Source organism: Cupriavidus sp. UYPR2.512 (genome assembly GCF_000379565.1).
In the GTDB taxonomy this organism is placed as follows: Bacteria; Pseudomonadota; Gammaproteobacteria; order Burkholderiales; family Burkholderiaceae; genus Cupriavidus.
Genome location: NZ_KB902887.1, coordinates 43,720 through 67,863 on the forward strand (window position 1 = coordinate 43,720; position 24,144 = coordinate 67,863).

27 protein-coding genes are annotated in these 24,144 nt (G+C 67.7%); 11 read left to right on the forward strand and 16 right to left on the reverse strand.

From position 1 onward, the window contains the following. Positions 1-62: 62 nt before the first annotated feature. The 4 genes from A3A5_RS0108280 to gcl form a co-directional block, all read right to left on the reverse strand. Positions 63-1,385 (reverse strand): glycerate kinase, encoded by a 1,323-nt coding sequence (locus A3A5_RS0108280; RefSeq protein WP_018310130.1) that lies wholly within the window; start codon positions 1,383-1,385, stop codon positions 63-65. A 66-nt stretch (positions 1,386-1,451) separates the two neighbouring features. Next, entirely contained in the window at positions 1,452-2,366 is a 915-nt protein-coding gene (gene glxR / locus A3A5_RS0108285) for a 2-hydroxy-3-oxopropionate reductase (protein ID WP_018310131.1), read from the reverse strand. Between the two features lie 57 nt (positions 2,367-2,423). Beyond that, the gene (gene hyi, locus A3A5_RS0108290; RefSeq protein WP_018310132.1) at positions 2,424-3,206 is read right to left on the reverse strand and encodes a hydroxypyruvate isomerase; all 783 of its coding nucleotides are present in this window, start codon (positions 3,204-3,206) and stop codon (positions 2,424-2,426) included. Between the two features lie 128 nt (positions 3,207-3,334). Continuing rightward, positions 3,335-5,119: a glyoxylate carboligase gene (gene gcl, locus A3A5_RS0108295; RefSeq protein ID WP_018310133.1), complete on the reverse strand. Its 1,785-nt coding sequence runs from the start codon at positions 5,117-5,119 to the stop codon at positions 3,335-3,337. 283 nt (positions 5,120-5,402) lie between these two features. On the opposite strand from gcl, the gene A3A5_RS0108305 reads away from it, so the two are divergent. The 3 genes from A3A5_RS0108305 (at position 5,403) to A3A5_RS0108315 (ending at position 7,565) form a co-directional block, all read left to right on the forward strand. After that, positions 5,403-6,098, forward strand: a complete 696-nt coding sequence (locus tag A3A5_RS0108305; RefSeq protein WP_018310135.1) for a hypothetical protein — start codon at positions 5,403-5,405, stop codon at positions 6,096-6,098. Between the two features lie 148 nt (positions 6,099-6,246). Beyond that, the gene (locus A3A5_RS0108310) at positions 6,247-7,167 is read left to right on the forward strand and encodes a LysR family transcriptional regulator (protein ID WP_018310136.1); all 921 of its coding nucleotides are present in this window, start codon (positions 6,247-6,249) and stop codon (positions 7,165-7,167) included. 17 nt (positions 7,168-7,184) lie between these two features. After that, on the forward strand, positions 7,185-7,565 hold the full coding sequence (locus A3A5_RS0108315) for a DUF2784 domain-containing protein (RefSeq protein ID WP_018310137.1): 381 nt from the start codon (positions 7,185-7,187) through the stop codon (positions 7,563-7,565). A 10-nt stretch (positions 7,566-7,575) separates the two neighbouring features. On the opposite strand, the gene A3A5_RS0108320 is transcribed toward A3A5_RS0108315, so the two are convergent. The 5 genes from A3A5_RS0108320 to A3A5_RS0108340 form a co-directional block, all read right to left on the reverse strand. Continuing rightward, positions 7,576-8,409 carry a crotonase/enoyl-CoA hydratase family protein gene (locus A3A5_RS0108320; protein WP_018310138.1) on the reverse strand — a complete coding sequence of 278 codons (834 nt, stop codon included), beginning with the start codon at positions 8,407-8,409 and terminating at the stop codon, positions 7,576-7,578. A 103-nt stretch (positions 8,410-8,512) separates the two neighbouring features. Continuing rightward, on the reverse strand, positions 8,513-9,292 hold the full coding sequence (locus A3A5_RS0108325) for an enoyl-CoA hydratase-related protein (RefSeq protein ID WP_018310139.1): 780 nt from the start codon (positions 9,290-9,292) through the stop codon (positions 8,513-8,515). Positions 9,293-9,334: 42 nt separating this feature from the next. Beyond that, positions 9,335-10,138 carry an SDR family oxidoreductase gene (locus A3A5_RS0108330; RefSeq protein WP_018310140.1) on the reverse strand — a complete coding sequence of 268 codons (804 nt, stop codon included), beginning with the start codon at positions 10,136-10,138 and terminating at the stop codon, positions 9,335-9,337. Positions 10,139-10,721: 583 nt separating this feature from the next. Next, positions 10,722-11,414, reverse strand: a complete 693-nt coding sequence (locus A3A5_RS0108335; RefSeq protein ID WP_018310141.1) for a GntR family transcriptional regulator — start codon at positions 11,412-11,414, stop codon at positions 10,722-10,724. A gap of 47 nt (positions 11,415-11,461) precedes the next feature. Continuing rightward, on the reverse strand, positions 11,462-12,862 hold the full coding sequence (locus tag A3A5_RS0108340; RefSeq protein WP_026200577.1) for a C4-dicarboxylate transporter DctA: 1,401 nt from the start codon (positions 12,860-12,862) through the stop codon (positions 11,462-11,464). 427 nt (positions 12,863-13,289) lie between these two features. On the opposite strand from A3A5_RS0108340, the gene A3A5_RS0108345 reads away from it, so the two are divergent. Continuing rightward, positions 13,290-14,546, forward strand: a complete 1,257-nt coding sequence (locus A3A5_RS0108345; protein ID WP_018310143.1) for an allantoate amidohydrolase — start codon at positions 13,290-13,292, stop codon at positions 14,544-14,546. A 59-nt stretch (positions 14,547-14,605) separates the two neighbouring features. Further along, positions 14,606-15,874, forward strand: a complete 1,269-nt coding sequence (locus A3A5_RS0108350) for a M20/M25/M40 family metallo-hydrolase (RefSeq protein ID WP_026200578.1) — start codon at positions 14,606-14,608, stop codon at positions 15,872-15,874. A 108-nt stretch (positions 15,875-15,982) separates the two neighbouring features. On the opposite strand, the gene A3A5_RS40990 is transcribed toward A3A5_RS0108350, so the two are convergent. The 3 genes from A3A5_RS40990 to A3A5_RS0108360 all read right to left on the reverse strand — a co-directional run bounded on the left by A3A5_RS40990 (position 15,983) and on the right by A3A5_RS0108360 (position 17,227). Beyond that, complete coding sequence (locus tag A3A5_RS40990) at positions 15,983-16,294, reverse strand: type II toxin-antitoxin system RelE/ParE family toxin (protein WP_085958708.1); 312 nt, start codon at positions 16,292-16,294, stop codon at positions 15,983-15,985. Then, positions 16,264-16,548, reverse strand: coding sequence for an antitoxin (locus A3A5_RS0108355; protein ID WP_018310145.1), 285 nt, complete (start codon positions 16,546-16,548; stop codon positions 16,264-16,266). The genes A3A5_RS40990 and A3A5_RS0108355 overlap by 31 nt, the downstream gene beginning before the upstream one ends. Positions 16,549-16,645: 97 nt before the next feature. Next, positions 16,646-17,227: a GNAT family N-acetyltransferase gene (locus A3A5_RS0108360; protein ID WP_018310146.1), complete on the reverse strand. Its 582-nt coding sequence runs from the start codon at positions 17,225-17,227 to the stop codon at positions 16,646-16,648. Positions 17,228-17,401: 174 nt separating this feature from the next. Here A3A5_RS0108360 and arsC point away from each other — a divergent pair, with 174 nt between their 5' ends. Continuing rightward, a complete protein-coding gene (gene arsC, locus A3A5_RS0108365; RefSeq protein ID WP_018310147.1) occupies positions 17,402-17,761 on the forward strand; it encodes an arsenate reductase (glutaredoxin) in 360 nt (119 codons plus the stop codon). Positions 17,762-17,849: 88 nt separating this feature from the next. Here the strand turns inward: arsC and A3A5_RS0108370 are convergent, their stop codons facing one another. The 3 genes from A3A5_RS0108370 to A3A5_RS0108380 form a co-directional block, all read right to left on the reverse strand. Then, the gene (locus A3A5_RS0108370; RefSeq protein ID WP_018310148.1) at positions 17,850-18,077 is read right to left on the reverse strand and encodes a hypothetical protein; all 228 of its coding nucleotides are present in this window, start codon (positions 18,075-18,077) and stop codon (positions 17,850-17,852) included. 207 nt (positions 18,078-18,284) lie between these two features. Beyond that, positions 18,285-18,941: an exonuclease gene (locus tag A3A5_RS0108375; RefSeq protein WP_018310149.1), complete on the reverse strand. Its 657-nt coding sequence runs from the start codon at positions 18,939-18,941 to the stop codon at positions 18,285-18,287. A gap of 4 nt (positions 18,942-18,945) precedes the next feature. Next, a complete protein-coding gene (locus A3A5_RS0108380) occupies positions 18,946-19,596 on the reverse strand; it encodes an MBL fold metallo-hydrolase (protein ID WP_018310150.1) in 651 nt (216 codons plus the stop codon). 280 nt (positions 19,597-19,876) lie between these two features. Here A3A5_RS0108380 and A3A5_RS0108385 point away from each other — a divergent pair, with 280 nt between their 5' ends. Then, a complete protein-coding gene (locus A3A5_RS0108385; RefSeq protein WP_026200579.1) occupies positions 19,877-20,644 on the forward strand; it encodes a septal ring lytic transglycosylase RlpA family protein in 768 nt (255 codons plus the stop codon). Between the two features lie 87 nt (positions 20,645-20,731). Here A3A5_RS0108385 and rsmI read toward each other — a convergent pair whose 3' ends face one another. Next, entirely contained in the window at positions 20,732-21,640 is a 909-nt protein-coding gene (rsmI, locus tag A3A5_RS0108390) for a 16S rRNA (cytidine(1402)-2'-O)-methyltransferase (protein WP_018310152.1), read from the reverse strand. Positions 21,641-21,658: 18 nt separating this feature from the next. On the opposite strand from rsmI, the gene A3A5_RS0108395 reads away from it, so the two are divergent. The 4 genes from A3A5_RS0108395 (at position 21,659) to A3A5_RS0108410 (ending at position 24,135) form a co-directional block, all read left to right on the forward strand. Beyond that, positions 21,659-22,054, forward strand: a complete 396-nt coding sequence (locus A3A5_RS0108395) for a YraN family protein (RefSeq protein ID WP_018310153.1) — start codon at positions 21,659-21,661, stop codon at positions 22,052-22,054. A 63-nt stretch (positions 22,055-22,117) separates the two neighbouring features. Beyond that, positions 22,118-22,705: a phosphoheptose isomerase gene (locus A3A5_RS0108400; protein WP_018310154.1), complete on the forward strand. Its 588-nt coding sequence runs from the start codon at positions 22,118-22,120 to the stop codon at positions 22,703-22,705. A gap of 47 nt (positions 22,706-22,752) precedes the next feature. Continuing rightward, the gene (locus tag A3A5_RS0108405) at positions 22,753-23,613 is read left to right on the forward strand and encodes a BON domain-containing protein (RefSeq protein ID WP_018310155.1); all 861 of its coding nucleotides are present in this window, start codon (positions 22,753-22,755) and stop codon (positions 23,611-23,613) included. A 171-nt stretch (positions 23,614-23,784) separates the two neighbouring features. Next, a complete protein-coding gene (locus A3A5_RS0108410; protein ID WP_026200580.1) occupies positions 23,785-24,135 on the forward strand; it encodes a c-type cytochrome in 351 nt (116 codons plus the stop codon). Positions 24,136-24,144 lie beyond the last annotated feature (9 nt).

Below are 24,144 nucleotides of genomic sequence, written 5' to 3' on the forward strand. Positions count from 1 at the left end.
GATAATGCTGTTCAGGTGAACTACGGCTTCGGTACGGCGGTACTGCGCTGACGACTGCAGGCCTACACAATCAGGATGGCGCGGAAGTCATTCACATTGGTGCGGGTCGGGCCGGTGACGATCAGGTCGTCCAGGCCGGCAAAGAAGCCGTAGCCGTCGTTGTTGTCCAGGTGCGCGCGCGCCGACAGCCCGCGCGCGGCGGCGCGGGTCAGGGTGTCGGGCGAGAGCAGCGCTCCGGCGTTGTCCTCGGAGCCGTCGATGCCATCGGTGTCGCCGGCAATCGCGTGCACGCCGGCCAGTCCGTCCAGCGCCACCGCCAGGGCCAGCAGGAACTCGGCATTGCGCCCGCCGCGGCCCTTGCCGCGCACGGTCACGGTGGTCTCGCCGCCGGACAGGATCACGCAGGGCTTGCTGAAGGGCTGGCCGCGCTGCGCAACCTGGCGCGCGATGGCGGCGTGCACTTCGGCCACTTCGCGGGCTTCGCCTTCGATGCAGTCGGACAGGATATGGGCCTCATAGCCCAGTTCACGTGCGCGCGCGGCGGCGGCTTCCAGCGATTGCTGCGCGGTGGCCAGCGTCACGTTGCGGTGGCCTTCAAAGCGGGCATCGCCGGGCTTGGGCGTTTCGCCGGCGCCGCTTTCCAGGTGGGCGCGCACGTTGGCGGGGACTTCAATGCCGTACTTGGCGATGACGGCCAGCGCGTCGGCGCAAGTGGTCGCATCGGGCAGTGTCGGGCCGCTTGCGATCAGGGTCGGGTCATCGCCGGGAATATCGGAAATCAGCAGCGTCTCGACGCGGGCCGGCGCGCAGTGCAGCGCCAGGCGTCCGCCCTTGAGCGCGGACAGGTGCTTGCGCACGCAGTTCATTTCGCCGATGCTCGCGCCGCTCCTGAGCAGCGCCTTGTTCACGGCCTGCTTGTCGGCCAGCGTCAGGCCCGGCGCGGGCGCGGCCAGCAGCGCGGAGCCGCCGCCGGAAATCAGGCACAGCACCAGGTCGTCGGCGGTGAGGCCCTGCACCAGTTCCACCATGCGCTGCGCGGCGCGCGCACCGGCTTCATCGGGAACGGGGTGAGCGGCTTCGACAACTTCAATCCGTTGGCACTCGGCACCATGGCCGTAGCGCGTCACTACCAGGCCCGACAGCTCGCCTTGCCAGTTCGCCTCGACCGCCTGCGCCATCGCCGCAGCGGCCTTGCCGGCGCCGATCACTACCGTGCGGCCCTTGGGCGGCGTGGGCAGGTGCGGCGGCAGGCAGTGGCTGGCGCTGACGGAAGCGACCGCGGTGTCGAACAGGTCGCGCAGCAACGCGCGCGCGTCGGACTGTCCGGGATGCGCTGCGGCGCGCTGGGGCGAGAGCAGGGCGGCTTGAGGTTCGGTGGCGAGCATGAAAAATCCTGGTGCTGACGGGGAAAGCTAGTCGTCCCCGCAGGGCGGGGACGACGTCGTTGCTGCTTACTTGGCGATCTGGTGGTTAGACATGATCTCGATCGCGCGGCACAGGGCCGAGTGATCCTGCTTGCCCAGGCCGTTGGCCGAGCAGGTGTTGAACAGCTCCTGCGCGGTGGCGGTGTTGGGCAGTGCCACGCCCAGTGCCTTGGCACCCTGCAGCGCCAGGTTCAGGTCCTTCTGGTGCAGCTCGATGCGGAAGCCCGGGTCGAAGGTGCGCTTGACCATGCGCTCGCCGTGCACTTCCAGGATGCGCGAGGCCGCAAAGCCGCCCATCAGCGCCTGGCGCACCTTGGCCGGATCGGCGCCGGCCTTGGAGGCAAACAGCAGGGCTTCGGACACGGCCTGGATGTTCAGCGCGACGATGATCTGGTTGGCCACCTTGGTGGTCTGGCCGTCGCCGTTGCCGCCCACCAGTGTGACGTTCTTGCCCATCAGGTCGAACAGGGGCTTGACCTGGTCATAGGCTTCCTGCGGGCCGCCGACCATGATGGTCAGGGTTGCGGCCTTGGCGCCGACTTCACCGCCCGACACCGGCGCGTCCAGGTACGAGGCGCCCAGCTTGTTGATGCGCGCGGCGAAATCCTTGGTGGCGATCGGCGAGATCGAGCTCATGTCGACCACGATCTTGCTGTGGCTGGCTTCCTTGCCGGCGGCCTTGAACGCGGCGGCCACGCCCTTTTCGCTGAACAGCACGGCTTCCACGTGCGGGGTGTCCGGCACCATGATGACAATGATGTCGGCACGCTTGGCGACTTCCTCGGCGCTGGTGCAGACGGTCACGCCTGCATCGACCAGCGCTTGCGGGGCGGGGTTGACGTCATGCACGAACAGCGTGTGGCCGGCGGCGCGCAGGTGGCCCGCCATCGGTGCGCCCATGATGCCCAGGCCGATGAAGCCGACGTTGCGTTGGTTTGCCATAGTGATGTCTCCTTGTGAGATGTTAAGTCTGTAGTCGCTTGCCGGTGCGGTAACCGGTTATTGCACGCCGTGCGCGGCACGCCAGCCCAGTCCTGCCTCAGTGGTGGTCTTGGGCTTGTATTCGCAGCCGATCCAGCCGGTGTAGCCGATCTCGTCCAGGAACTTGAACAGGTACTGGTAGTTCAGTTCGCCGGTGCCGGGCTCGTTGCGGCCCGGGTTGTCGGCCAGCTGCACGTGCTTGATCTTCGGCAGGTTGGCCTTGATGGTGTTGGCAATTTCGCCTTCCATCCGCTGCATGTGATAGATGTCGTACTGCACGTACAGGTTGGGCGCGTTGACCTGGTTGATCAGGTCCAGCGCCTGCTGCGTGCGCGACAGGAAGAAGCCGGGGATGTCGAAGGTGTTGATCGGCTCGATGAGCAGGTCGATATGCTCGGCGGCCAGCGCGCTGGCGGCGAAGCGCAGGTTCTCCACCAGCGTTTCCTGCGCCTGCTCGCGCTTGACGTTCTGCGGCTGGATGCCGACCAGGCAGTTCAGCTGGCGCACGCCCAGCACCTTGGCGTACTTGATGGCCTCGCCCACGCCGTCCTGGAATTCGCCGACGCGGTCCGGGTGGCAGGCAATGCCGCGCTCGCCCGCTTCCCACTTGCCGGCGGGCAGGTTGTGCAGCACCAGGTCCAGCTGGAAGCGGTTCAGGCGGTCAGCGATCTGGTCCGCGTGGAAGGCATAGGGGAAGAGGAATTCCACGCCGCGGAAGCCCGCGCGCGCGGCGGCTTCGAAGCGGTCGAGAAAGCCCACTTCGTTGAACAGCATGGTGAGGTTGGCCGCAAGTTTAGTCATGAGTCTCTCCGGTTTAATTGTGTTGTCGCTCCGCCGGTGCGGAGCCGGTACTGCGGTATGGCGGTAGGGCAGGGGCGCTGGATTCGCGCGGGCCGCAGCCCGCGCTTTCCATGTTGGAATGGTGTTGCTTACGCCGTTTCCACTTCTTCCTTCAGGATCGCTTCCTCGATGTCCTCGAGGTCTTCGATCGGCTCGAACTCGTTGACGTTGTCGATCTCGGTGCCCATCGCGATATTGGTCACGCGCTCCAGGATCACCTCGACCACCACCGGCACCGAGAACTCGGCCATCAGGTCGCGCGCTTCGGCAAAGGCCGGGGCGATGTCTTCCGGCTTGAACACGCGGATCGCCTTGCAGCCCAGGCCCTCGACCACCTTGACGTGGTCCACGCCGTAGCCGTTCAGTTCAGGCGAGTTGACATTGTCGAACGCGAGCTGCACGCAGTAGTCCATCTCGAAGCCGCGCTGCGCCTGGCGGATCAGGCCGAGGTAAGAGTTGTTCACCACCACGTGGATGTACGGCACCTTGAACTGCGCGGCCACGGCCAGCTCTTCGATCATGAACTGGAAGTCGTAGTCGCCCGAGATCGCCACCACATCCGAGTCCGGCGAGGCGGTCTTCACGCCGATCGCGGCGGGGATGGTCCAGCCCAGCGGGCCGGCCTGGCCGCAGTTGATCCAGTGGCGCGGCTCATTGACCGACAGGAACTGCGCCGCGGCGATCTGCGACAGGCCGATGGTGCTGACGTAGCGCACGTCGCGCGGGAAGTACTGGTTCATCTCGCGGTACACGCGCTGCGGCTTGACCGGCACGTTGTCGAAATCGCTCTTGCGCTGCATGGTGCGGCGGCGCTTCTGCACGTCGGCGACCCAGCTCTTGCGGCACGGCAGGCGGCCGGCCATCTTCATTTCGCGGGCGACTTCGACGAACAGTTCCAGCGCGGCCTTGGCGTCCGACACGATGCCCAGGTCCGGGCCGAACACGCGGCCGATCTGGGTGGGCTCGATATCGACGTGCACGAACTTGCGGCCCTTGGTGTAGACATCAACACTGCCGGTGTGGCGGTTGGCCCAGCGGTTGCCGATGCCCATCACGAAGTCCGAAGCCAGCAGCGTGGCGTTGCCATAGCGGTGCGAGGTCTGCAGGCCGACCATGCCGGCTTGCAGCGGGTGGTCGTCGGCGAGCACGCCCCAGCCCATCAGCGTGGGGACCACCGGCACGTTGACCAGCTCAGCGAACTCGACCAGCAGATCGGACGCGTCAGCATTGATCACGCCGCCGCCGCAGACGATCAGCGGGCGCTCGGCCGCGTTCAGCATCGAGATCGCCTTCTCGATCTGGGCACGCGAGGCAGCCGGCTTGTACGGTTGCAGCGGCTGGTAGGTGTCGACATCGAATTCGATCTCGGCCACCTGCACGTCGAACGGCAGGTCGATCAGCACCGGACCCGGGCGGCCCGAACGCATGATGTGGAAGGCTTGCTGGAACACCTGCGGCACCAGTGCCGGCTCGCGCACGGTCACCGCCCACTTGGTCACGGGCTTGGCGATCGATTCGATATCGACGGCCTGGAAGTCTTCCTTGTACAGGCGGGCACGCGGGGCCTGGCCGGTAATGCAGAGGATGGGGATCGAATCAGCCCAGGCCGAGTACAGGCCGGTGATCATGTCGGTGCCGGCGGGGCCCGAGGTGCCGACGCAGACGCCGATGTTGCCGGGCTCGGCACGGGTGTAGCCTTCGGCCATGTGCGAGGCGCCCTCGACGTGGCGGGCCAGCACGTGGTTGATGTTGCCTGACTTGCGCATTGCCGAGTAGAACGGGTTGATGGCCGCGCCCGGCACGCCGAATGCCGTGGTCACGCCTTCCTTCTCCAGCACGGCGATTGCCGCGTCGATTGCTCTCATCTTTGCCATGATCTTGTCTCCGGTAATGGTGGGAATTTCGTTGGAGTCGATCCTATTCCCGCAGGCGGGGTGGGATAAACAGAAGGGAGATCAGTTGATTCGATACCTGGGGTACGCAATATCCGCTTGGAAGCCCGACCGGACGGTTGGCGGGGGTACGCCGGGGTACGCAATTGGATATGTGGTGTGACGGTACGGGCACGCAACGCAGCGGTGGGTACGGGCCGGCGCCGGCGGGCCGCCGCTGCGCAGTGCGGCAAAATGGCGGGATTCCTCGTCATCCGGGCCGACCATGTATTCCAGGCTGCCGTCTACCTACGAACTGCTTGAAGCGCTTGCCGCCGACCCGCCCAGGCCGGCGGCCGCCCCTGCGGGGCCGGGCGGCCGCCTCGGGCGCTCGCTGTGGCTTGGCTTTATCGTGGCGCTGGTCGCGACCATCCTGGGCGGCGCGGCCCTGGCCGTCTGGCGGTTGTGGCTGAAGCTTCCGGTGCCGCTGTGGTCGCTGCGGACCTTCGAGGCGCTGCTGGCCCTGTCGGCCGCCTGCTATGCCGGCGCCGGGCTGACGCGCGCCGGCACCGTGCTGGCCAGGCTACGCCATCCGCTGCGCTGGCAGGCCGCCGAGATGGACCGCCACAGCGCGGCCGAGGATGCGCTGCTGCGCCGGCTGGCGCGCATACCGCCGCAGCAGCTGCAGGCGCGCCAGCGGCGCGTGGCGTTGCAACTGCGGTTGTGGGAAGGTGCTGCGCGCACCCTGGCAATGCTCCTGGCACTGGCGCCGGCCGCGGCCGTGGTGGCCGCACTGCCGCGTCAGCAGGCCATGGCCGGGGCGCTGCTGTGGCTCTATGGCGTGATGGTGGTGACCGGCGCGGCTTGCTACCTGTACCTGCATGTGCAATGCAGCCGGCCGCTGCGGCGGCTGGCCCATGTGCTGGGCGAAGCGGCCGAGATGAACGCGCAGGTCCGGGCGCGGGCGGCTCCGGCCGCCTGATTCCGCACCGGCGCCGGGTGACCTGGCGTGCCCCTGGCAGCGGCCCTGACGCGGCCGTATGCGGATGCCGCGATCCTGCTCATCAGCCGCGCAGGGATGCCACATCCCCGGGGATGCCGCACAATGGCGCCCGGGAGACGAATATCCGATGGACAAACTCAAGCAAATCGAAGCCTTTATCGCCGTGGTGGAGCACGGCAGCATGGCGGCCGCGGCGCTCACGCAGAACGTGACGCCGGTGATGATCGGCCGCCGCATCAACGCACTGGAAGCCCGCATCGGCGTCAAGCTGCTGCACCGGTCCACGCGCCGCATCGCCGTGACCGAGCAGGGCGCGGTGTTCATGGAGCAGTGCAAGAAGGCGCTGGCCGACCTGGACCGCGCCGAGATGCTGATTGCCGAAGGCAAGCACAAGGCCACCGGCCACCTGATCGTTTCGGCGCCGGCAGCGTTCGGGCGCAAGCACGTGGCGCCGCACGCGCCGGTGTTCCTCGCGGCCAACCCTGAGGTGCAGATCTCCTTCAACCTGACCGACCGCGTGGTCGACCTGGTGCGCGAAGGCTATGACGTCGGCATCCGCATCGGCGGCGCCATCGACCCGAACTTTGTCGCGATCAAGCTGGCGTCGAACAAGCGCGTGGTGTGTGGCACGCCGGCGTACTTTGCCAAGTACGGCGTGCCGCAGACGCTGGATGACCTGGCCCAGCACAACTGCCTGGCGTTCAACCTGCAGGGTGGCCAGCAGCGCGGCTGGTACTTCAGCCAGAACGGCAAGACCGTGACCGTGCGCGTCAACGGCAACCTGGACTGCAACGACGGCGAGTTGCTGCACCGCTGGACCGGCGAGGGCCTGGGCCTGGGCTGGCGCTCGACCTGGGAGATCCTGCCGCAGCTGGAGAGCGGCGAGCTGATCACGGTTCTGGACGAATACGCGCTGCCGGCCTACGACATCCTTGCCGTGTACCCGCAGCAGCGCCCGGTGCCGGCCAAGATCCGTTTCTTCATCGAGCACCTGAAGGCGCAGTTCGCGCGCCCGGGTTACTGGATGGACACGGCGGGCGGCAACTGAGGCCGCCGCCGCGCGCGATGCCGATCACAGCCTGGCTGGCCGACCTGGTGGTCATCGTGCACGGGCTGTTTATCCTGTTCGTGGTGGCGGGCGGCCTGCTGGTGTTGCGCTGGCCGCGTGTCGCATGGCTGCACCTGCCCGCGGCAGTGTGGGGCGTGCTGATCGAATGGTCCGGCTGGATCTGCCCGCTGACGCCGCTTGAAAACACGCTGCGCCAGGCCGCGGGGCAGGCGGGCTACAGCGGCGGCTTTGTCGAGCGCTACCTGTTGCCGCTGATCTATCCGGCCGGGCTCACGCCCGCGGTGCAGCTGTGGCTCGGGCTGGTGGTGCTGGTGGTCAACGTGGCAGTCTATGCGTTGTGGTGGCGCCGCCGGCGAGCCGCGCGGCACCATCACTGAGCGACTTGCTTCAGCCCGCCGGCTCGAAGCGCGGCGCGCGCTTCTGCATATTGGCCAGCACCGCCTCGCGCTGGTTCGGCGAGCCGACCAGCCGGTCCTGCTCATCGGACTCGGCCTGCAGGATGGCGGCATTGTCGCCGCGCTCAACCACCGCCATCAGGCGCTTGGCCGCGCGGATCGCATCCGGGTTCTTCCGTGCCGCCTGGCGCGCGGCTTCCAGCGCCGCGGCGCGCGGGTCGTCAGCAAGGTAGGTGCCAAGGCCCAGTGCGCAGGCTTCGGTGCCGCTCAGCACGCGCGCGCTGTAGATCAGCTCGCGCAGCACGTCGGGGCGCACCAGGCCGCGCGTGAGCACCATGCCGGCCATGTCGGGCACCAGTCCCCACTTCATTTCCATGACCGACAGCCTGGTATCGGGCGCGACATAGCGTACGTCCGCCCCCAGTGCCACCTGCAGCCCGCCGCCGAAAGCCACGCCGTGGACCGCCGCGAAGACCGGCACCGGCAGTTCGCGCCAGACCATGCACGCGTATTGCGGGCGATTGGAAATGCCATTGGTACGCTTGCCGAGGCGGCCCGCGCCGATGCTGTCGTTGTGGGATTCGCCACCGTCGGACAACATGCCCGCCATGCGGTCCATGTCCAGCCCCGCGCAGAAGGCGCGGCCTTCGCCTGAGAGGACCACGGCGCGCAGGTCGGGCATGCGCGCCAGTTGCTCGCCGGTCCCGATCAGCGCGTCGAACATGGCCTGGTCGAGCGCGTTCATCTTGTCGGGGCGGTTCAGGCGGACGTCGGCGACGCCGTCTTCGATGGTGACGAGGATACGTTCGTTGCTGCTGGCGCTCATGCGCGGACTCCTTGGGATGCGGGTTGTGGGTTCGGTTGCTATGCGGAGCGTGCCGCGTCGACGAGTCACCCGGGGATGCTGCAAACGGCGAAGGCCCCCGCGCTCAACGGCCCTTGAACTGCGGCTTGCGCTTCTCCATGAAGGCGGCCACGCCTTCCTTGCAGTCATCGCTGCGGCTGGCGCGCGACTGCAGCGTGGCTTCCACTTCGAGCTGCGCGGCCAGGTCGTTGTCGAAGCTCTGGTTGAGGGCTTCCTTGATCATGCCGTAGGCCATGGTCGGCATGGTGGCCAGGTGGCGGGCCAGCTTGCCGGCCTCGTCCTGCAGCGCGTCGTCGGCGTGGACCTTCCACACCAGGCCGATGCGCTGGGCTTCCTCGGCATCGATCTTCTCGGCCAGGATGGCCAGCGCGCGGGCGCGCATCTCGCCGGCATAGCGCGGCACGAAGTAGGTGCTGCCGGCGTCCGGGACCAGGCCGATCTTGGAGAATGCCTGCAGGAAGCTGGCCGAGCGAGCCGCCAGCACCACGTCGCCCGCCAGCGCCAGGCTCATGCCGGCACCGGCGGCCACGCCGTTGACCGCGGTGACGACCGGCTTGGGCATCTGGCGCAGCGTCATGATGATCGGGTGGTAGCGCTCGCGCAGCAGCGTGCCGGAATCGGTAATGCCATCCTTGCCGCGCGCGGCCAGGTCGGCGCCGGCGCAGAAGCCGCGGCCCGCGCCGGTGATCAGCACGGCGCGCACGGCGGCGTCGCCGGCGGCGAGTTCCACGCCCTCGCGCAGCTCGCGCATCAGGTCGCCGTTCATCGCGTTGAGCACGTCCGGGCGGTTCAGGGTCAGCGTGGCCACGCCTTCACTGGCTTGATAGAGGACGGATGCCGTCATGGGTGGTTCTCCTGGTCTCGTGGTCGGTATTCGGTACGGTGATTACTGCGGCTTCTTCAGCGCATCGGCCGAGGCGTCGCCCAGCTTGCTGCCGCCGTCGCAGTCGAGGATGGTGCCGGTGACGTAGTGCGCGTTGTCGCTGCTCAGGTACATCGCGGCATCGGCGATATCGTCCTTGGTGCCGTAGTCGCGCAGCGCCAGGCGGGCCTTGTAGCGGGCCTCCATCTCGGGCGTGGGCGCCAGCCGCGCCATGCCCTCGGTATCGGCGATCGGGCCGGGCGAGATGCCGTTCACGCGCACCCCGGCCGGACCCCATTCCATCGCCAGGCACTTGATCAGCATGTTGATGCCGGCCTTGGCCGCGCAGGCATGAGCCTGGAACATCATGGCGTTGACCGCCTGCGGCGCGGTGATCGCGATCAGCGACGCACCCGGCCTGGCCAGATGGTCGAAGCTGGCGCGGAACACGTTGAAGGTGCCGAGCAGGTCGATATCGACCACGGTCTTGAAGGCATTGGCCGACATGCCGACCACGGGCGCGAGGAAGTTGCCCGCGGCGCCGGAGATCACCACGTCGATCGGCCCCAGCTCGTCCTGGGCGCGCGCGAAGGCCGCTTCCACGGCGGCATAGTCGCGCACGTCGGCGGCCATGCCGACGGCGGTGCCGCCGGCCGCGGTGATGGTCTCGGCGGCAGCCTGGATGCGCTCGGCGGTGCGGCTGATCAGCGCCAGCTTCGCCCCGGCGCGCGCGAAGCCGTGCGCGATGCCGAGGTTGATGCCGGAGGAGGCGCCGGCGACGAATACGGTCTTGCCGGCGAAGGCGTCGGGGCGGAAGGCACTGGGCATGGGAAGTCCTCTCGGTCGATGGTCAGGCGATGCGGGCCGCGATCCTGCGGCAGGCAGGACCGTGGCGGGGCGAAATGCAGGGGAGGGCTAGCGCCGGCGGCGTGGCTGCACGGCAGGTATCGCGCGATGGCGCATGACGGTCTCCATGTTTCTGTTCTGGTGTGCGTCCGCCCCGGGTGCTGCAGGGGCGGCGCCGGCCTCTGGCTCGGGCCACCGGCATCCTAACCCGAAGCCGGGATTCGATTTCGCATATTGCCGGCAACGCCGGCCGTCGCTGACGCAACAATGGGGATGCCAGAAATGCCGCCCCGGGTGCTGCAACTAGCTGACAGGAAAGGGAAAACGGGTGCCGGGCGAGGTGGCGGCCAAGGGGCGGGACAGGGCGCCATTGCGCAGGGCAAAACCCAGTCCTCGGAAAAAAGAAAGCCCGCACACCGTTGCAGCGTGCGGGCAGCCTTCCGACGATGAGGGCCGGAAGGCGGAGTGCTCATGAAGTGCGCCCCCGCGTCTTCATGGCGGGTTCAAGTGTGCGCGTGAGCGGCAGGGGCCGCTTTGACTCACGTCAAGCAGTCGCTGCGCACGCCTACGCGAGCAGCGCGGTCACCAGGTCCTTGCCGCGCGACACCGGCGCGGTTTCCTCGAAATGCAGCGCACCTTCCACGTGGCCCAGGTGGTCCACCATCAGCGTGACGGCGCGTTCGACATCGCCGGCACGGGCGGCCTCGATGAATTCGCGGTGCTCGTCCGACGAGCAGGCCGCGTCGCGGCGCGACTGGTACAGCATGGTGATGACCGCGCTGCGTGTCGACAGCTCGCGCATCATCTCGGTCAGCACGCCGTTGCCGACCACCTCGGCCAGCACGATATGGAAGTCGCCCAGCAGCCGGGTGCGCACCTGCGCATCGTTGCCCGTCAGCGCCTTGCGCTCGGCCGCCAGGTGCTTGTCAATCCGCTTGTAGTCGGCGGGCGTCGCCTTGGCGACGAACTCGCGCGCCAGCGCCGCTTCCAGGATGCGGCGCACCGCAAAGACCTCGCGCGCCTCTTCGGCGCTGGGCTTGGCCACGAAGGCGCCCTTGTCCGGCACGATCTGGATGACCTTGTCCTTGGACAGCATCAGCAGCGCCGCGCGCACCTTGGTGCGGCTGACGCGGTAGACACTGGCCAGGGCCTCCTCGCGCAGCTTGGTGCCGGGCGGCAGGCGGTGCGAAACGATGGCCGCGACTATGTCTTCGGCGATCGCCTCGGCGGTCATGTCAGGATCGATATGCTCGGGCATGGCAGCGCACTTGCGCAGAGGCTGCGCGGTTGGGGAGATGCGTGATTCTATCGCCCTGGCACGGCGACCGGAGATCCGGCGTCCACGCCGTCCTCCGCCATCGCGGCCAGACCCGCATCCAGGTCGGTCGCTTCAATGGTGCCGTTGAGCACGCCATGGGCCCGTTCGCGGTCGATATCCTTCTCCCAGGCGGCCACCACCACCGTGGCCACGCAGTTGCCGATCAGGTTGCCGAGCGCGCGGGCGATGCCGATGAACCAGTCCACCGACAGCACCAGCACCAGCCCGATGGCGGGAATCGCCGGGTGCGCCGACAGCGTCGCCGCCAGGATCACGATGGCCGAGCCGGGGATGCCGTGAGCGCCCTTGGAGGTGACCAGCGCCACCGCCAGGATGCCGAGCAGGTCGCCCAGCGCCAGCGGCGTGTTGGTCGCCTGCGCGATAAAGACCGCGGCCAGCGTCAGGTAGATCGAGAACGCATCCAGGTTGAACGAGTAGCCGGTCGGGATCACCAGGCCCACCACCGACTTCTTGATGCCCATGAACTCCAGCTTCTTCATCACCTGCGGCAGCACGCTGTCAGACGACGCGGTGCCGAGCACCACCAGCAGCTCGGCGCGCAGGTAGCGGATCAGCTTGATCACCGAGAAACCGCACACGCGCATGATCGTGCCCAGCACCACCAGCACGAAGATGACCACCGCACCGTAAAACAGGAACACCAGGAAGCCGAGCTGCTTGAGCGAGCCGATGCCGTACTTGCCCACGGTGAATGCCACCGCGCCCAGCACGCCCAGCGGCGCCAGCTTGATGATGAAACCCATCATCTTGAACAGCGTGTGCGAGAAGGTGTCGATCAGCCTGACCAGCGGCCGGCCCGGTTCGCCCACCAGCGACAGCGCGCAGCCGAACAGGATCGAGACCAGCAGCACCTGCAGCACATCGCCGTTGGCAAACGCGCCGAACACGGTGTTGGGGATCAGCTTGAGCAGGAAGTCGACCGTGCCCTGGTCCTTCACCTTGGTGGCGTTGTCGATATAGCCGGCGATGGCCGAGGCATCGAGCGAACGCGGGTCGACATTCATGCCAGTGCCGGGCTGGAACACATAGGCCAGAAGGATGCCCAGCGCCAGCGCGATGGTGGTGACGATCTCGAAATACACCACCGCCTTGATGCCGACGCGGCCGACCTTCTTCAGCTCGCCCGCGCCGCAGATGCCGGCCACCACCACGCAGAACACGATCGGGCCGATCAGCATCTTGACCAGCTTGATAAAGGCATCGCCAAGCGGCTTGAGCTTGGCGGCGAATTCCGGAAATGCCAGGCCGAGTGCCGTACCAATCAGCAGGGCAATCAGCACCTGGCCAAACAGCGAACGGGTGAAGCGGGTGTGCAAACGGGGCTGGGGGGCGCTGGGGCGGGGCTGCGAGGGAACTGCATGCTGCATGGTTGTCTCCGTACCGGGCCGGTCCGGCGCCTGTTCATTGGCTGGCGCTGGCTGGCCCATCTGATCCAGGAATCACCGGCGGCCCCGTACTGCTCTGCTGGCGGGTGGCTGCCGGCCTTACGTTCCGTGCGGGGCTTCCGGGTCGGGAGCGCGCCACCTCGCGGACAGCCCCCCTGTTGAGGCGGAATCCACGCAATCGCCTGTCCGGACCGGATTGTCCGCGGCAAATTGTCTGAACGTGGAAGCGAATATAGTGCATATCATTTTTGTATGCAATTTTTGAATTCACTGTGCTAACATGAATCGCACAGAATAGAGCTTCGGCCCGGGCGCCCCGCCCGCGCCGGCAGGCCTTGCGGCAGACGCCGGCGGGCCTTGCCGGACCACCCCGCCGCGGCGTTCACGCACTTCCAGCAGGAGACAACGCATGGCAGCAAATCCGTCGCCGTCCGCCGCAGAGACTGGCACGCGCATCATGGCCTGGGCCGACGCCCTGGCCGTCCACACCGAGCAGCCCGGCATGCTCACCCGTACCTACCTGACCGAGGCCCACCACGGCGCCGCCGCACAGCTGACCGAATGGATGCAGCAGGCCGGCATGACGGTGCGGCGCGATGCCGCCGGCAACGTGATCGGCCGCTATGAGGGCACCTCGCCGGACGCGCCGGCGCTGCTGACGGGTTCGCACTTCGACACCGTGCGCGACGCCGGCCGCTATGACGGCAACCTGGGTGTGATCCTGCCGATCGCCTGCGTGGCCGAATGGAACCGCCAGGGCAAGCGCTTCCCGTTTGCGATCGAGGTGGTCGGCTTTGCCGAGGAAGAGGGCGTGCGCTTCAAGGCAACGCTGCTGGGCAGCCGGGCCATCGCCGGCACCTTCGACAACAACGTGCTGGACAACGTCGACGACAGCGGCAAGACCATGCGCCAGGTGATGCGCGAGGCAGGCTTCGACGCCTCCGACTTGCCCGCCGCCAGGCATGACCGCAGCAAAGTCGCGGCCTTCATCGAAGTCCATATCGAGCAAGGCCCGGTGCTGCTCAATGAAAACCTGCCGGTGGGCGTGGTGACCGCCATCTCCGGCGCCACCCGCTTTATCGTCGAGCTCGAAGGCCTGGCCGGCCACGCCGGCACGGTGCCGATGGACATGCGCCGCGACGCCGCCATGGCCGGGGCCGAGATCGGCCTGTATATCGAGAAGCGCTGCGGCGGCAAGCCGGGCCTGGTCGGCACGGTCGGCCAGTTCAATGTGCCCAATGGCGCCACCAACGTGGTGCCGGGCCACGCGGTGTTCTCCATCGACATTCGCTCGGGCATCGACGCCGAGCGCGAGGCCGCCGTCAACGACGTGCTGTCCGAGATCGAACGCGTGTGCGCGCGCCGCAACGTGCGCGTGCAAGTGCGCAAGACCCACGAGGCGAACAGCGTGCCGTGCGCCCAGTGGCTGCAAGAGCAATGGGCCGCCGCCATCGCCCGCCAGGGCGTGCCGGTGCGTCATCTGCCCTCCGGTGCCGGCCATGACGCCATGGCCATTGCCGCCATCGCCGACGTCGCCATGCTGTTTGTGCGCTGCGGCAACGGCGGCATCAGCCACCATCCCACCGAAATCATGACCGCCGAGGATGCCGCCCTGTCCGCGCGCGTGTTCAGCGATTTCGTCGAGCACTTCCGCCTGCCGCAGTAAGCCAGCGCAGATTCCCCGGAACCCACCCGCACCCTCCTCCGTAGTTAAGAGAACAAGTCATGACCGCACGAGACAATATGAACCCCACTGAAACCACGCTGACGCAATTCATCGACCAGCACCGTCCGGAACAGGAAGCCTTCCTGGCCGAACTGGTCAAGGTGCCCTCGGACAACCCCGCAGGCGACTGCGACGCCCATGGCAAGCGCGCCAAGGAACTGCTGGAGGGCCTGGGTTTCACGGTGGAGGCGCACCAAGTGCCGGACGAACTGGTGAAGGCAGCCGGCATGATCAGCGCCACCAACCTGATCGTGCGCAAGCAGTTCGGCACGGGCGGCCCGACCATCGCCATGAACGCCCACGGCGACGTGGTGCCCCCGGGCCTGGGCTGGACCAAGGACCCGTACGGCGGCGAAGTGGCAGACAGCGAGCACGGCCCGGTCATGTACGGCCGCGGCGTGGCGGTGTCCAAGTCGGACTTCGCCACCTACACCTACGCCGTGCTGGCGCTGATGGAAGCCGAGAAGCAGGGTGCGAAGATCAACGGCGCGGTCGAGCTGCAGTTCACCTATGACGAGGAAACCGGCGGCGACATCGGTCCCAAGTTCCTGCTCGATAACAACCTGAGCAAGGCCGACTACGCCATCTCGGCCGGCTTCTCGTACGGCATCACCTCGTCGCACAACGGCTGCCTGCACGTCGAAGTGACGGTCAAGGGCAAGCAGGGCCACGCCGCCATGCCGCACACCGGCGTGGACGCGATCGAAGCCGCCACCCACATCCTGCAGGCCATCTACGGCCTGCGTGCCGAGCTGGCCACGCGCAAGTCCAAGGTGCCTGGCATCGACACCGCCACGCTGAACGTGGGCCTGATCAAGGGCGGCATCAACACCAACGTGGTGCCTGACCTGGTGACCTTCCGCGTCGACCGCCGCATGATCCCCGAGGAAATCGGCTTCGACGCCGAAGGCGAGATCCGCGCGGTCGTGGAAAAGGCCGCCAAGGACCGTCCGGGCATCGAAGTTAAGGTCGAGCGCATCATCCTGGCCGAGCCGCTGTCGGAACTGCCGGGCGTGGAAAAGCTGATCGGCGCCCTGAAGAGCCGTGCCGAGTCGGTGTTCGGCGTGGAGATCCCGGTGCAAGGCGTGCCGCTCTACACCGACGCCCGCCACTACACCAAGCGCGGCATCCCGACCGTGCTGTACGGCGCCGGCCCGCGCACGCTGATGGAAGCCCGCGGCCATAACTCGGACGAGAACCTGCGCCTGAACGACCTGAACCGTGCGACCAAGGTGGTGGCGCTGGCGCTGTCGGACCTGATGAAGTAAGTCATCTCAATTGAGCCGGATCGCCAACAGGCGATTGGCCAATGCAAAAGTGCCACGGAGACCCCGTGGCACTTTGCTATTCTCGACCTGCCGTGCAGGTTGCCAACATCATGTTGCACCCCAGGAAGGACGCCGCGACGTGTGCGCGATCCCCACAATCCAGATCACGCCGTCGTTGAGTTCATAAATCAGTCTGTAGTGCTCGTGCGCCACGAATTCACGAGCGCTCGGCGAGCGGCCTGCCGTCCCAAGTTCAGGAAACTTCTGCAGCCGCGCAGCCGCCTCATTGAACCGCTTTTCCATCCAGACAGCGGCAACCGGATCATGCTGTGCGATGAAGCTCCGGATGGCTGTACGTTGTCGCAGTGCCTGTGGCGCCCATATAAGCCTCAAGCTTTCCGCAATATCGCTGAACACCACTCAGCGGACTCGGCTTCCACCTGCTCGTTTGGAATGCCGATGCCGGCACGCATTGAAGCCCTGCCTTCCTCAACCATCTGCTGGAAAAGGGCCTCGTCGTCGCGGGCTTGCTGGCGCCGCGCCAGATACTCGCGCATCAGCGCCTCAGCAACTTGCGAGGCGGTAAGGCCTTCAGCTGTGGCCTCGGCTATGAATGCGTCACGCAATTGCGGGTTCAGCGTGAGAATGAACGTGGTTTCTTCCGACCCAAGCATGTCCCAAGTCCTTGTAATGACAAAGTATAGGCATTGTCGATACCAGGACACCTTCGCGCCTATAAGACACGTCTGAACTTGCCGCAGCCGATTCCGCCTATGCCGGCAGCGTCCTCGCCCCCGCCCCAAGCATCCGCTGCATCAGCACTGTGTCGATCCACTGCCCGTGCTTGAGCCCCACCGCCTCCAGCCGGCCGACGGTGCGGAAGCCCAGCCGCTCATGCACGGCCAACGAACCGGCGCCTTCGCCGCCTGCGGTGCAGGCGATCACGGCGACCATCTGGCGCCACGGCCCGGTCTCGCAGCGGGCGACCAGTTCGGCCAGCAGGGCCTGGCCCAGGCCCTCGCCGACGCGGCGGTGGTCGATATAGATCGAGTCCTCGATGGCAAAGCGGTACGCGCTGCGCGCGCGGTAGGACGATGCATAGGCGTAGCCCAGCACCTCGCCGTCACGCACTGCGACCAGGTAGGGCAGGCCCTTGCCGTGCACTTCGGCAAAACGCAGCTGCATCTCGTCCAGGCTCGGCGGCGTTTCTTCGAACGAGGCGCGGCCGTGCAGCACATGGTGCGCGTAGATGGCGTGGATGGCGGGAACGTCGGCGGGCGTGGCGTCGCGCAGGGTGAAGGGTTTGCGCGCGCCGGCGGACGGCGTCGTGGCGGAAAGGATGGTGGAAGTCATCGGGAATGGCGCCCTGTGCAAGGACTTGGGGCAACGCAGGATGCGTGCCGGGCACATGCACCAGCCTGATGCTGCGCGAGGCCCGGTGTCTTGTATATAGTGCGGATTGATTTGCACCGCATTAGTGCCAACGCCCCGGGGCTGGGCACAGCAACGACAAGAAAGGACCCTGCCATGATCACCATCTACCACAACCCCCGCTGCTCCAAGTCGCGCGAAACGCTCGCCCTGGTCCAGGCCGCCAGCGAGCGGCTGGGCGAGCCTGTGGAAATCGTGGAATACCTGAAAGAGCCGCCGTCGCTGGCCACGCTGCGCCAGTTGCACACCATGCTGGGCGTGCCCGTGCGCGAGATGCTGCGCGACAACGAAGCGCCGTATGCCGAACTGGGGCTGGCCGATCCCGGCCTGACCGAGGCCGAGCTGCTGGCCGCCGTGGCCGACAACCCGATCCTGTTGCAGCGTCCGGTGGTGGTGCGCGACCGCCGCGCCGCGATCGGCCGCCCACCCGAGAACGTGGCGCCGCTGCTGGCCTGAGCCAGCCTGATACAGCGCCAAATAAAACCGGCCCCCACGGCTGTGGGGGCCGGCCGGTGCTTGAGGCAAACAGCTTCAGGCGGGTCGTCTAATGAACACCCAGCCAGTGCATGGCCTCCTGACCGAAAGCAATGGCCGCCAGCACGACCAGCAGCACCACCAGCGTCACCGTGCTGACGTATAGCGTGGCCTTGGCGACTTCGGCGTCCTCATCCGAGGTGTGTCGATGGGTAATGGGCGTGTCGCCCCGCGTGGCATGCGGCCAATGGATCCGGCCGGCCAGGTCTCTCAAGTGCAGGTCGGTATGAAAACGCATGATCGACACCTCCTCGGCAGGCGCCGCGCGATCCGGGCAACATGGCTCAAACGGCATATGGCGTGGCTGCGCAAGTGCGCCGGATGATCTGTGGCTCGTTTCGCCCGGTACGCCATATCCGCTTCTACTATAGGCGCGCTGGCGTCAGAAGCGAACGCAAGTCTGCAAGGGGCGTGCCGCCCCGATTGCCGCAATGCAGCAACCGGTTCAGGGTTGTCCGGACGGAGGTGAGGGCTCGCTAGCGTTCGTTGGCGCTTCGGGTGCCAGGCTGGCCAGTGCGGCCTCGCGCTCGCGCAGCGTAGCCAGCATGTTGCAGAACAGCGCACCCTGTTCGAGTGCATCGTCCAGCGCCACATGGGTATGCGGCAGCGGATCCATCCAGGCCGCCGGGAAGGCCGCCTTGACAGTCTTGCGATAGGGGCGCCCGGTCAGCGCAAAGCCCAGCGTCTTGATGTCGAGGGCGGCCCAGCCAAAGGGCGAGCGCCCGGCGAACCGCATCATGTACCAGAACATCCAGGTGAAATCGAAGCCGGCCGGGAAGGCCACGAAGACCGGCTTGCCGGGCAGGCTCTCGACCCATTCGACATAGCGGACCATGGCGTCCTCGGGGCGCTGCAGGTCGCGCCGGCAGGCGCTCCAGGCTTCGGGCTGGGTTTGCCACCACTGCATCTGTACCGGGTGGCCGGCGGCGCCGGGCAGGGTTTCGAGGTTGGCGGAGAACGTGCCCACCACGGTCTTGTCCGCCAGCATCGCCGCGGACGCGAAAGACAGCATCGAATGCGGGCCCGGGATCGGGCCGTCGGCCTCCACGTCGGTGCTGACGTAGATTTCCGGGCGGGTGTCGGGCGCCTGTCGCTTGGCCACGGCCTCAGCCCACGTCGATCAGGTGATCGGCCACGAACGGGTTGTTGCGGCGTTCCTCGCCGAAGGTGGAGACCGGGCCGTGCCCGGGGATGAAGGTCACGTCCTCGCCCAGCGGCCACAGCCGCGTGCGGATCGAGCGGATCAGGTCGGCGTGGTTGCCGCGCGGAAAGTCGGTGCGGCCGATCGAGCCGGCGAACAGCACGTCGCCCACCACGGCCAGCCGGCTGGCGCGCGAGAAGAACACCACGTGGCCGGGCGTGTGGCCGGGGCAGTGGTAGACCTCCAGGGTCTCGTTGCCGAACTGCACGGTGTCGCCGTTCTCCAGCCAGCGGTCTGGCTCGAAGCTCTCGGCGTGGCCGAAGCCGAAGCGGCGCGTCTGCTCGGGCAGCTGCTCGATCCAGAAGCGCTCGTCCTGCTGCGGGCCTTCGATCGGGATGCCCAGCTCGCGCGCGAGCGCCGCGGCGCCGGCGCAGTGATCGACATGGCCATGTGTCAGGAAGATCTTTTCCAGCGTGACGCCTTGCTCCCTGACTGCCTCGCGGATGCGATCCAGGTCGCCGCCGGGATCGCAGACGGCGGCGCGGCCGGTGCTTTCATCGATCAGCAGCGAACAGTTTTGCTGGAAGGGCGTGACAGGAATGAGCAGGGCTTTCATGGAAGATTTCTTGTGCGCCAGGCGCCTTCTGGCCGGGCGCCACGGACTGGCCCGCACGGACGCCGGGCAGTGCCCAGCATTGTAGCGCCGGGCGGCGATACACCGCCCCGATGCAAGTTGTGTGCATCATGCATTACCCGCACAAAAGCCCCGTCTCGGGCGGGAATCCCTTGCCACAAGCGGGATTCCGGGCAGATAGGCCACGATGGTGCGAAATCGTACAGATTTCGTAACAAAATGAAAGGGATAGTCGTATAGGGTCAATGTTAGACTGCCGCCCATGTTACGGATCTCCGCTCTCGTTAAGCGCTGGCAACGGCTGGCCAAGCTCGGCGCATGCACCGCGTGCGCCGTGGTGCTGGCTGCCTGTGCCACGCCCCCTGAAGGCGACCACGCAAGCAACGATAACGCTGGCGCCGTGCCCACGCGCGCGGCAAAGAACGGCAAGGCCGGCAAGACCGATCGCACCGACGCCGACAAGTCCGCGCGTGCCTCGGACAGCGGCAGCTGGAACCTGTTCGGCTATGACGCGGACGAAGGCCGCAGCGGCAGCTCGCTGGAGGGCCTGCGCGCAGACGTCGGCACGTTCGAGCAGCGCGGCGTCGCGTCCTGGTACGGCAAGGGATTCCACGGCCGCAAGACCGCCAACGGCGAACGCTTCGACATGCGCGCCATGACCGCCGCCCATCCTTCGCTGCCGCTCGACAGCTGGGTGCTGGTGCGCAACCTGCGCAATAACAAGGTAGCAGTGCTTCGCATCAATGACCGCGGGCCGTACCACGGCAACCGTGTACTGGACGTGTCCTTCGGCGCTGCACGCCGCCTCGGCTTTGTCGAACGCGGCGCGACGAACGTCGAAATCCGCCGCCTGACGCGCACTGAAGTGGCCGCGCTGGGTCCGCAGGTCGATGCCGGCGGCACCGAGGCCGGCGACGGCAGCGGCGACGACGACGTATCCGTGCCGGAACTGGCCAACTCGCTGGCGCCCGCCAAGGCGCGCAAGTCGACCAGGGCCAGCGGCAAGACCGTCAAGCGCACACGGCGCTGACAAGGGCAGCGCCGCCGCATGCCGCCGCGCGCTGACACCTCTGCTTCACCTTCCTCCTCCCAACCCCGGGACCATGCACGGGCCGCGTCAGTCCTCTGCCCGCCCCGCGCGCTGTGCCAGCGCCAGCTGGTAGAGCGCATCGGTGCCGGCCCCGGTAATCGCGGCCGCCAGCTTGGCGGCGCGCTTGGCCGGCAACTCCGCCAGCAGCAGCGCCAGCACGCGCTGGGCTTCGGCATCCGGCAAGCCATCCGCGGCAGTTGCCGCGCCAGCGCCTTCCACCACCAGCACGAATTCCCCCTTGGCCCGGTTCGGGTCGGCGGCCAGCCAGGCCGGCGCCTGCGCCACCGGCAGCACCGCGATGTCCTCGAACAGCTTGGTCAGTTCACGCCCGACCAGCAGCCGGCGCTCGCCTGGCAGGCCCGCGGCCAGCGCGGCCAGCGTGTCGGCGATGCGGTGCGGCGCCTCGTAGCAGACCCAGGCGTGGTCCAGCGCCGCCAGCCGGGCGATGGCCTCGGTGCGCGCCCTGGGCTTGCTGGGCAGGAAGCCGGCAAAGGTGAAGCGGCCCTCGCCGGCATCGAGCATGTCGCCCGCCACCGACAGCGCGGCCACCGCGGCACTGGGGCCGGGCAGCGGCACCACCGGATGGCCGGCGCCGCGCACCGCCTCGACCAGGCGCGCACCCGGGTCGGAGATGCCCGGCGTGCCGGCGTCCGAGACGTAGGCGATGCGCTCGCCGGCCGCCAGGCGCGCCGCGATGCGGCCCGCAGCCTCGCGCTCGTTGTGCTCGTGCACGGCCATCAGCGGCCGATGCAAGCCCACGCGCGACAGCAGCTGGCCGGTATTGCGGGTGTCTTCGCAGGCCACGGCGTCGGCCAGGCCGAGCACATGCAGCGCGCGCAGCGACAGGTCGGCGACGTTGCCGATGGGCGTGGCCACCACATAAAGGGTGCCGGCCGGGTAGGACTGGCTGGCCGCCAGGGAGATCCAGTCACTCATGCTTGAGAACTTCCGTTGATGCGATCATTCAAATCCACCACGCAGTTGCAAACCACACAGCTACGCGGTGCGCAGGCGGAGGACCGGGCCCTGGCATACCTGCGGCGCCAGGGCCTGGAGCCCGTGGTTCGCAATTATCGCTGCAAAGGCGGCGAGATCGACCTGGTCATGCGCGCGCCGGACGGCACGCTGGTGTTCGTGGAGGTGCGCCAGCGCAGCGGCCAGGGCTTCGGCGGCGCGGCCGCCAGCGTCACGCCGGCCAAGCAACGCCGCGTGCTGCTGGCGGCCGCGCACTACCTGGCCACGCTGGCGCAGGTGCCGCCATGCCGCTTCGACGTGGTGGCCCTGGAACCCGGCCGGCTGGACTGGCTGCAGCATGCCTTTGACCAGGATGCCGCCGGGGCTGGTTCATAATGCGCGGCAGACCCTAAGGTACGATCCGCGGATCGCAATGGCAACAACAAGGCCCCCAGAGCCATGAGTATCGACAGTATCCAGCAACAGTTTCTAGACAGCGCCGAAACCAAGCGACAGGCCGCGGCGGTGATGGCCCCTTATATCAACGCCGCCGTGGAACGCATGGTCGGCGCGCTGACCAGCGGCAACAAGATCCTGGCCTGCGGCAACGGCGGCTCCGCAGCCGATGCGCAGCACTTTGCCGCCGAACTGGTCGGGCGCTTCGAGCGCGAGCGCCCGGGCCTGGCCGCGATCGCACTGACCACCGACAGCTCGATCCTGACCGCGATCGGCAACGACTATGACTTCAGCAAGGTGTTTTCCAAGCAGGTCGAGGCGCTGGGCCAGCCCGGCGACATCCTGCTGGCGCTTTCCACCTCGGGCAATTCGGCCAACGTGATCGCCGCCATGGAAGCCGCGCGCCAGCGCGAGATGGCCGTGGTCGCGCTGACCGGCAAGGGCGGCGGCACCATCGCCGGCCTGCTCGATGAATTCGATATCCACCTGTGCGTGCCGAGCGAGCGCACCGCGCGCATCCAGGAAGTGCACCTGCTGACCCTGCACTGCCTGTGCGACGGCATCGACGAGGCACTGCTCGGGGAAGCCTGATCCTGCCCTTCCAACCATTCCCAACATCCAGCCACAGCAAGGACCGCATGACGAACCTGCCCACTACGCAAGCCCCCCGGAACGGCGCCGGCGCGCGCCATCCTTCCCGCACCGCCGGCCTTGGCCGCGCCAGCCTGGCCGCGGCGGCCGTGCTGGTCTGCGCCACCCAGCTGGCCGGCTGCTTCCCCGTGATCGCCGGCGCCATGGGGACCGGCGTGGCCATGGCCACCGACCGCCGCCCGGCCGCCACCCAGACCGTGGACCGCGGCCTGCAGCTCGAGGCCGAGAACACCATCAACTCGCGCTACAGTGGCCAGGCCCGCGTCAACGTGACCGTGTTCAACCGCAAGGTGCTGCTGACCGGCGAAGCCAGCAACGACACCGTCAAGCAGCAGGTCGAGCAGTATGTGCGCGGCCTGCAGAATGCGCGCGTGGTGATCAATGAGCTGGAGGTCGTCAACTCGCCGGGCTTCATGACCCAGAGCCAGGACGCCTACCTGACCAGCAAGGTCAAGACCCTGCTGATGACCGCCGAGGGCGTGCCGTCCAACTCGATCAAGGTCACCACCGAGAAGAGCGTGGTCTACCTGCTGGGCGTGGTCACCGCCGCCGAGGGCGACCGCGCCACCGACGTGGCGCGCAATGCCTCGGGCGTGACCAAGGTGGTCAAGGCCTTCGACTACGTCAACGACACCGAGCGCGCGCGCCTGGACTCAGCTTCCTCTTCGCAAAACCCGTCGTTCGACGGCAATGTCGGCACGCCGGCGCCGGTGCAGTCGGTGCCGGGCGTGGGCGGTCCGGTCGATGCGCCGGCCGGTGCCGCCGCTGGCACCACGGCGACCACCAGCCCGGTCGCCGCGCCGGTGACTGCGCCGGTGACGCTGCCGCCGGGGCGCAGCCTGCCCTGAGCCCGCGCCCCGTCCGGCGTCCGGGGTCGATCTCGACGGCGTCCGCTCATGCGGACGCCGTTTGTCCTTCTGCGGTTTTCAGCGCACACCGTCCCCGCCCGATGTGCTACGGTTGCCACGCCGGCCGCCCCCCAGCGGAATCCAGCGCCGGCCCCCACACGGAACGAGACCATGACAATCTTCCCCCGGCCCGCTGTGTTGCTGCGGCTGGCGCTGCTGGCCGCGGCGCTGTGCGGCGTCCAGCCGTCGCTGTCGGCAGACCGCGCCGCCCCTGCCACCGATGCCGCGCTGCGCGCGCGCAGCCAGGCCGCCGCCTGCACCAGCTGCCACGGCCCTGCCGGGCGTGCGCCGGCGGGCAGCACAATCCCGCCGCTGGCCGGCCGCCCGCAAGCGGAACTGGCCGGGCAGATGCAGGCCTTCAAGGCCGGCGCGCGGCCCGCCACGGTGATGCACCAGATTGCCAAGGGCTACAGCGACGACCAGATCGCGGCCATCACGGCGTGGTTCGCCGCGGTGCGCTGACAGCAGGGG

Excerpts from the sequence above, each read along its gene's own strand:
- A3A5_RS0108305 (WP_018310135.1), top strand. The coding sequence starts at position 5,403 with ATGTATTCCAGGCTGCCGTCTACCTACGAACTGCTTGAAGCGCTTGCC.
- A3A5_RS0108380 (WP_018310150.1), bottom strand. The coding sequence starts at position 19,596 with ATGAAAGCCCTGCTCATTCCTGTCACGCCCTTCCAGCAAAACTGTTCG.
- A3A5_RS0108315 (WP_018310137.1), top strand. The coding sequence starts at position 7,185 with ATGCCGATCACAGCCTGGCTGGCCGACCTGGTGGTCATCGTGCACGGG.
- gcl (WP_018310133.1), bottom strand. The coding sequence starts at position 5,119 with ATGGCAAAGATGAGAGCAATCGACGCGGCAATCGCCGTGCTGGAGAAG.
- A3A5_RS0108350 (WP_026200578.1), top strand. The coding sequence starts at position 14,606 with ATGACCGCACGAGACAATATGAACCCCACTGAAACCACGCTGACGCAA.
- arsC (WP_018310147.1), top strand. The coding sequence starts at position 17,402 with ATGATCACCATCTACCACAACCCCCGCTGCTCCAAGTCGCGCGAAACG.
- A3A5_RS0108400 (WP_018310154.1), top strand. The coding sequence starts at position 22,118 with ATGAGTATCGACAGTATCCAGCAACAGTTTCTAGACAGCGCCGAAACC.
- A3A5_RS0108345 (WP_018310143.1), top strand. The coding sequence starts at position 13,290 with ATGGCAGCAAATCCGTCGCCGTCCGCCGCAGAGACTGGCACGCGCATC.
- glxR (WP_018310131.1), bottom strand. The coding sequence starts at position 2,366 with ATGGCAAACCAACGCAACGTCGGCTTCATCGGCCTGGGCATCATGGGC.
- hyi (WP_018310132.1), bottom strand. The coding sequence starts at position 3,206 with ATGACTAAACTTGCGGCCAACCTCACCATGCTGTTCAACGAAGTGGGC.
- A3A5_RS0108395 (WP_018310153.1), top strand. The coding sequence starts at position 21,659 with ATGCGATCATTCAAATCCACCACGCAGTTGCAAACCACACAGCTACGC.
- A3A5_RS0108330 (WP_018310140.1), bottom strand. The coding sequence starts at position 10,138 with ATGCCCAGTGCCTTCCGCCCCGACGCCTTCGCCGGCAAGACCGTATTC.
- A3A5_RS0108370 (WP_018310148.1), bottom strand. The coding sequence starts at position 18,077 with ATGCGTTTTCATACCGACCTGCACTTGAGAGACCTGGCCGGCCGGATC.
- A3A5_RS0108340 (WP_026200577.1), bottom strand. The coding sequence starts at position 12,862 with ATGCAGCATGCAGTTCCCTCGCAGCCCCGCCCCAGCGCCCCCCAGCCC.
- rsmI (WP_018310152.1), bottom strand. The coding sequence starts at position 21,640 with ATGAGTGACTGGATCTCCCTGGCGGCCAGCCAGTCCTACCCGGCCGGC.
- A3A5_RS0108405 (WP_018310155.1), top strand. The coding sequence starts at position 22,753 with ATGACGAACCTGCCCACTACGCAAGCCCCCCGGAACGGCGCCGGCGCG.
- A3A5_RS0108385 (WP_026200579.1), top strand. The coding sequence starts at position 19,877 with ATGTTACGGATCTCCGCTCTCGTTAAGCGCTGGCAACGGCTGGCCAAG.
- A3A5_RS0108310 (WP_018310136.1), top strand. The coding sequence starts at position 6,247 with ATGGACAAACTCAAGCAAATCGAAGCCTTTATCGCCGTGGTGGAGCAC.
- A3A5_RS0108325 (WP_018310139.1), bottom strand. The coding sequence starts at position 9,292 with ATGACGGCATCCGTCCTCTATCAAGCCAGTGAAGGCGTGGCCACGCTG.
- A3A5_RS0108410 (WP_026200580.1), top strand. The coding sequence starts at position 23,785 with ATGACAATCTTCCCCCGGCCCGCTGTGTTGCTGCGGCTGGCGCTGCTG.
- A3A5_RS0108360 (WP_018310146.1), bottom strand. The coding sequence starts at position 17,227 with ATGACTTCCACCATCCTTTCCGCCACGACGCCGTCCGCCGGCGCGCGC.
- A3A5_RS0108335 (WP_018310141.1), bottom strand. The coding sequence starts at position 11,414 with ATGCCCGAGCATATCGATCCTGACATGACCGCCGAGGCGATCGCCGAA.
- A3A5_RS0108280 (WP_018310130.1), bottom strand. The coding sequence starts at position 1,385 with ATGCTCGCCACCGAACCTCAAGCCGCCCTGCTCTCGCCCCAGCGCGCC.
- A3A5_RS0108320 (WP_018310138.1), bottom strand. The coding sequence starts at position 8,409 with ATGAGCGCCAGCAGCAACGAACGTATCCTCGTCACCATCGAAGACGGC.
- A3A5_RS0108355 (WP_018310145.1), bottom strand. The coding sequence starts at position 16,548 with ATGCTTGGGTCGGAAGAAACCACGTTCATTCTCACGCTGAACCCGCAA.